General features: G+C 72.0%; 5 protein-coding genes. 3 read left to right on the top strand and 2 right to left on the bottom strand.

Annotated elements, in window-relative coordinates:
* Window positions 1-711 (top strand): glycosyltransferase family 4 protein (locus tag AB0G02_RS27310; protein WP_360799059.1); only part of this gene is annotated, 711 nt, incomplete at its 5' end.
* Here AB0G02_RS27310 and AB0G02_RS27305 read toward each other — a convergent pair.
* Window positions 662-2152, bottom strand: a complete 1491-nt coding sequence (locus AB0G02_RS27305) for a putative glycoside hydrolase family 15 protein (RefSeq protein WP_360799056.1) — start codon at window positions 2150-2152, stop codon at window positions 662-664. The genes AB0G02_RS27310 and AB0G02_RS27305 overlap by 50 nt on opposite strands.
* Window positions 2134-3540 carry a sugar transferase gene (locus AB0G02_RS27300; protein WP_360799053.1) on the bottom strand — a complete coding sequence of 469 codons (1407 nt, stop codon included), beginning with the start codon at window positions 3538-3540 and terminating at the stop codon, window positions 2134-2136. Before AB0G02_RS27300 ends, AB0G02_RS27305 begins: the two co-directional genes overlap by 19 nt.
* A gap of 343 nt (window positions 3541-3883) precedes the next feature.
* Between AB0G02_RS27300 and AB0G02_RS27295 the strand changes: the two genes are divergently transcribed.
* Window positions 3884-4711: a glycosyltransferase gene (locus AB0G02_RS27295; RefSeq protein WP_360799051.1), complete on the top strand. Its 828-nt coding sequence runs from the start codon at window positions 3884-3886 to the stop codon at window positions 4709-4711.
* A partial coding sequence (locus AB0G02_RS27290) for an FAD-dependent oxidoreductase (protein ID WP_360799048.1) occupies window positions 4711-5413 on the top strand: 703 nt, incomplete at its 3' end. The genes AB0G02_RS27295 and AB0G02_RS27290, both read left to right, overlap by 1 nt.

Here is a 5413-nt window from a genome sequence, read left to right as displayed (position 1 = left end):
GTGCCCGCGCCCGCCATCGGCCGGTTCCTGTCGACCCGGCTCAGGGTGCCCGGCACCCGGTTGGCGCACATCGACAACTGCGTGGAGCCCGCGCACGTGCAGCCTCCGGTCGGGCCGGTGCGGCGGCTGGTGTTCGTCGGCCTGCTGGTGGAGCGCAAGGGGTTGGCGACGCTGCTGGCGGCGTTGGCGCTGCCGGGCGTGATGCCGGTGGACGCCACGTTGACCGTGGTGGGTGACGGCCCCGAGCGGGTGCGGGCCGAGGAGCTGGCCGGTGCGCTGGGCGGGCGGGTGACGTTCCTGGGGTTCCGCGCCGACGTGCCGGACCTGCTGCGGCACCACGACGCGCTCGTGCTGCCGTCCACCATGGAGCAGCAGCCGCTGGTGGTGGCCGAGGCGATGGCGGCGGGCAAGCCCGTGGTCGCGACGGACACCGGCGGCGTGGCCGACATGCTCGGGAGCACCGGAACGGGTGACGGCGGCGCGTTGGCCGCGCCGGGTGACGTCGACCAGCTGGCGGCCAGGCTGTGCGCCCTGTTCGCGGAACCCGACCCCGCCGGCATCGGGCTCCGGCTCGCGGAACGGGCGCGGGAGCGGTTCGCGCCGGACGTGTGCGCGCGCCGCCACCTCGCCCTCTACCGCGAGGTCGTGGGGTGGGCGCCGGTCACGACGGGATCGTCGCGGGGCTCGTCGTCGCAGGGCTGGTCGTCGTAGGGCTGGTGGTCGGCTCCGCGGTGTCCGACGTCGTGGGCGTGGTGCTGCCCGTCGTCGGCGTCGGCGTCGTGGTCGAGGTGTCCGTCGTGGTGGTGGTGGTGGTCGACGTCGTGGTGGTCGCCGGAGCGGTCGTGGTGGTCGAGGTGGTGGTCGGCGTGTTCGCGGTCGTCGTGGAGCCCGTGGGCTTGACCAGGACCACCGCGTCGCCCCCGGCCAGCTCGAGGGTGGCCGGTGCGGCGGCACCGCCGTCGACGGTGACCAGCCCCGGCGGCGGCGTGATCCTGGCGGGCGTCCCGGTCGGGTTCACCGCCACGTACCCGCCGGTGAACCGCCGGTCCCACACGCCCGACGGCAGCCGGTTCGCCGTCTCGGTGGCCTCACCCAGGTCGGCGTCCTGGTAGCGCGACCAGTCCGGGTTGCGGTAGTCCTTCGTCGTCGCGCCGGACCAGCACGTGTACGGGCTCGCCAGCAGCGCCGCCGTGGCGTAACCGACGCGTTCCTCCCGGGAGCCCTTCGTGTGGGTGATCAGCAGGAGCCACGTCTCACCGAGCGCGGCCTGCGACCGCAGTTCCTTCCACTCGTTGCCCTTGAAGGTGAGCAGCTCGCCCGTGCCGTCGTCGTGCAGGCCGAAGTTCTCCTCCATCGCACCGTCGTACCGGGAGTGCGCCGTCCACCGACCGGCGGTCAGGTGCGACTCCGACACGTTGGGGATCAGCATCTTCCCGGCCTTGCGCAGGGCGTCGCCCGCCGTGGTGAGGAAGGCATCCATGCCCTCGCGGATCAACCGGTCGGACTCCGCCGCGTCCGCCGTGCCCTTGAGCACGGCCGAGGAGTAGTACTTCAGCGAGCTGAAGTCGTTGTCCGCCAGCACGCCGTCCCAGCCCTCGCGCACCACCTCGGCGGTGACCGCCTCGCTCCACGCCTTCTGGTAGGTCGGGTCCCACACGGTCATCTGCCAGTGCTTCGGGTACGGGCTCCACTCGATCCGCTTGTCGGCCGTGTCGACCGCGAACCAGTGCGGGTTCTCGCGCTGCGCCTTGAAGTAGCCGATGCCGGTGGGCAGCAGCGGTGCGTCGACGTTGCCGTCGATCGCGCCCGGGTAGTTGCGCGCGCTGGCGAAGTCCTTGTAGACCAGCACCTTGACCTCGGGGTTGAGCTGCTTGAGCAGGCGCAGCGACGACGTCTCGGTCGCGTTGAGCACCACCAGGCTGTAGTGCTGCGCGGCGAACGAGATCTCCCGGTTGGAGGGCGGTTCACCGATGCCGTACCACCAGCCGCACGGCGCGAGCGCCTTCGGCAGCGGGCCGAGCGGGTCGGGCGGCGTCGAGCCGCCGGCGGCGAAGCCCACGGTGCACGCCGCGCTCGGCACCAGGAGCGCCGCGGCGCACAGCAGGCCGAGGACGCGGCGGGTTCGTCGTCGGTTCAGCGGTTCCTTCGGCACAACAGCTCACCCACCGTCTGCAACAGGATTTTCACGTCCAGCCACAACGACCAGTTGGCTATGTAGTAGTTGTCGTATCGGGACCTGTCGACAATCGAGGTGTCACCCCGAAGACCGTGCACCTGCGCCAGCCCGGTCAGTCCCGTGGGAACACGGTGCCGCGCCCAGTATAGCTCGTGGATGGCCGAGAACTCGCGCACGAAACCCGGCCTTTCCGGGCGCGGCCCGACGATCGACATGTCGCCCCGGATGATGTTCCACAGTTGGGGCAACTCGTCCAGGGAAGTGCTACGCAGAAAACGTCCCACTGGTCCGACCCGGCGATCTCCGACCACTGACCAGGTGACTTGGGAATCGTCTTCGCCGTTCATTCTCACGCTGCGCAATTTGTACAACACGAACGGCTGATCATCCATGCCGACCCGGATCTGGCGGAAGATCACCGGCCGACCGCTCTCCAGCAGCACGGCCAGCGCGCACAGCCCGATCACCGGCGCGAACACGACCAGCGCGACCGCGGCCAGCAGCACGTCCGTGGCGCGCTTGACCCACCAGCTCGGCCGGCTGGTCGGCGCGGTGCCCAGCCTCATCAGCGGGTAGCTGCGCAGCCGCTCGATGTCCGGGCCGTCCTGGTAGAGCTCGAACATCCGCGGCACGACCAGGGTGGTGCAGCCGAGCCGGTGCGCGGTGATGGCCGAGTCGACCACCGACGACTCGCGGGCGTGGGAGAACGCCAGCACGACCGTGCCGACCCCCAACCGGGTGATCGCGTCGGCCAGGTCCTCCTCCATCAGCTGCACCGGCAGGGCGGCGCCGTCGACCGCGGGCTCCGGGTCGATGAACCCGACCGGCCGCAGGCCGAACTCCGGGTGCGCCAGCATCGCGCCGACCAGGTCGATCCCCACCTTCCCCGCGCCGACGACGATCGTGCGGTCGCAGCGGTGGAACCGGCGGCGGCACCAGCGGCCGAAGGCGAACACGGCGAGCCGGGCCGGTTCGGTCAGCGCGGCGAAGGCCAGCACCGACCACTGGGCGGCGGTGGTGGTCCCGGGTGGTGCGCCGCCGAGCAGCGCGACCAGCGTGACCAGGGCGAACGCGATGGCCGTCGCGCCGGCGGAGCGCGGCAGGTCGTGGAACCAGGACAGCCACAGCCGCCGCCGGTACAGCCGGCACGCGGCCCGCACGCCCAGCAGCGCCACCGCCACCACCGCGGTCCACCGCGCGCCCGGCGCGTACCGGGCGGTCACCGCGGCCAGCGCCGTCAGGTCCACCGCGACCAGCAGCACCGCCACCGCGTTCACCCGCCGCAAGAGGTCCGACCGCGACTCCTCGCCGGCCTTCGGGTGCCGCCACCGCGACACCAGCGGCGAGGTGGTCGCGGACCCCACCCCGTTCACCTCGGACCGCCCTTGCCACGGACCGAGCGCGTCCCGTCCACGCAACACCACATCCGGACGACGTCCTTCCCACCACGTACCCGATATCTGGTCACCCGTTCGAGACCATACGAACGGGAATCTGTGCTCACTCGGTGTGCATTACGTGAGATTGATTGGCGTCAATTCACTCTTTCGGTGATCACTAGACCCCTTTCCGGTGGTCGACTGGTCCGTTCTTTCCGGTATTTCGCCCTGCCGTGCCACCGGATTCCGCCGGGGTGGTCGAACCTAGTCGCGGCACGGAGGCGAATAATTCTGACCCGTCATCCGCCATCACGTGAAATGGGGCCTCTTGACCGTCGATGAAGGCGACGTGCGCGCCACGTCGGAACCGGGCGGACCGGCCCTTTCCGGCGGCGCGCACACCACTGCCCGTGCCCACGTCGTCCTGCCCGCCTACAACGAGGCGGCCTCGTTGCCGCCCCTGCTGACCCGGCTCGCCGAGGTCGCGCTCACCGGGAAGCTCACCGCCTGGGTCGTGGACGACGGCTCGTCCGACGGCACCGCCGACGTCGTCGCGGCGGGCTGGCCGGGCCTCGACGTCCGGCTGATCAGCCACCCGGTCAACCTCGGCCTCGGCCTGGCCGTCCAGTCCGGGCTGCGGGCCGTGCTGGAGGAGGCGGCGGACGAGGACGTCGTGGTCGTGATGGACGCCGACGACACCCACGACCCGGCGCTGATCTGCGAGCTGGAGCGGGAGATCGCGGCGGGCGCGGACGTGGTGATCTGCTCCCGGTTCGTCGCGGGCGGCGACGACACCACCGCGCCCGCGCTGCGCCGGCTGCTCTCGCGCGGCGCCGCCGTCCTGTTCCGCCGCGTCCTGCGGGTGGAGGGCGTGCGGGACTTCACCAGCGGCTTCCGCGGCTACCGGGTCGACCTGCTGGCCCGTGCGTCGAGCCACTGGGGCGAGCGGCTGATCGAGGAACGCGGGTTCGCCTGCATGGTCGAGCTGCTGCTCAAGCTGCGGCACTGCCGACCGGTCGTCACCGAGGTGCCGCTGGCCCTGCGCTACGACCGCAAGCGCGGCCCGAGCAAGATCCGGATCGTGCGCACCGTCGGCCAGTACGTGAAGCTGCTGGTCCGCGACCGGCTCTCGCCCGCGCCGTACCGGGCGCTGTGATGCGGCCGGCGGACCACGGGCACGTGGTGGTGGTCGGCGGCGGGATCTGCGGCCTGGCCACCGCCCACCGGCTGGTGCGCGCCGGCACCAGGGTGACGCTGCTGGAGGGCAGCGACCAGCTCGGCGGGCTCGGCACGTTCTTCCCCTGGCGCGACCGGTGGGTGGAGCGCTTCTACCACTGCGTGATGCCGTCCGACGACCACCTGCTCGACCTGCTCGACGAGCTGGGGCTGCGCGACTCGATCGCCTGGCGGCCCACCCGGATGGGCATGGTGGTGGACGGCCGGGCCTTCCCGTTCAACACGGCCCTCGACCTGCTCAGGTTCACCCCGTTGGGTGTCCTCGACCGGCTGAGGTTCGGCGCCGTCTCGGTGCTGCTGCGCCGGTTGGGCCGGGGCAGGGACCTCGACCGCACCCGCACCGAGGACTGGTTGCGCGGCCTGTACGGCGACCGGGTGTGGGAGCTGCTGCTCGCGCCGCTGTTCGGGGCGAAGTTCGGCGCGCGCTTCGGTGACGTGCCCGCGCTGTACCTGTGGCAGCGCCTGGGGCGGGAAGGGGCCGTGTCGGTGCGCGGGTACCCGGACGGCGGCTACCACGCCGTCATCGACGCGCTCAGGGCGTCGATCGAGGGCGGTGGCGGGGTGGTGCGGCTGGACGCGCCGGTGCGGCGGATCGGGGTGACCGGCGGCGGGACCGGCGTCC

The organism is Actinosynnema sp. NPDC023658, assembly GCF_040639995.1.
Taxonomy (GTDB): Bacteria; Actinomycetota; Actinomycetes; order Mycobacteriales; family Pseudonocardiaceae; genus Actinosynnema.
Note: the sequence above shows the minus strand (reverse complement) of the source record. Positions and strands in the feature narration are given on the sequence as shown.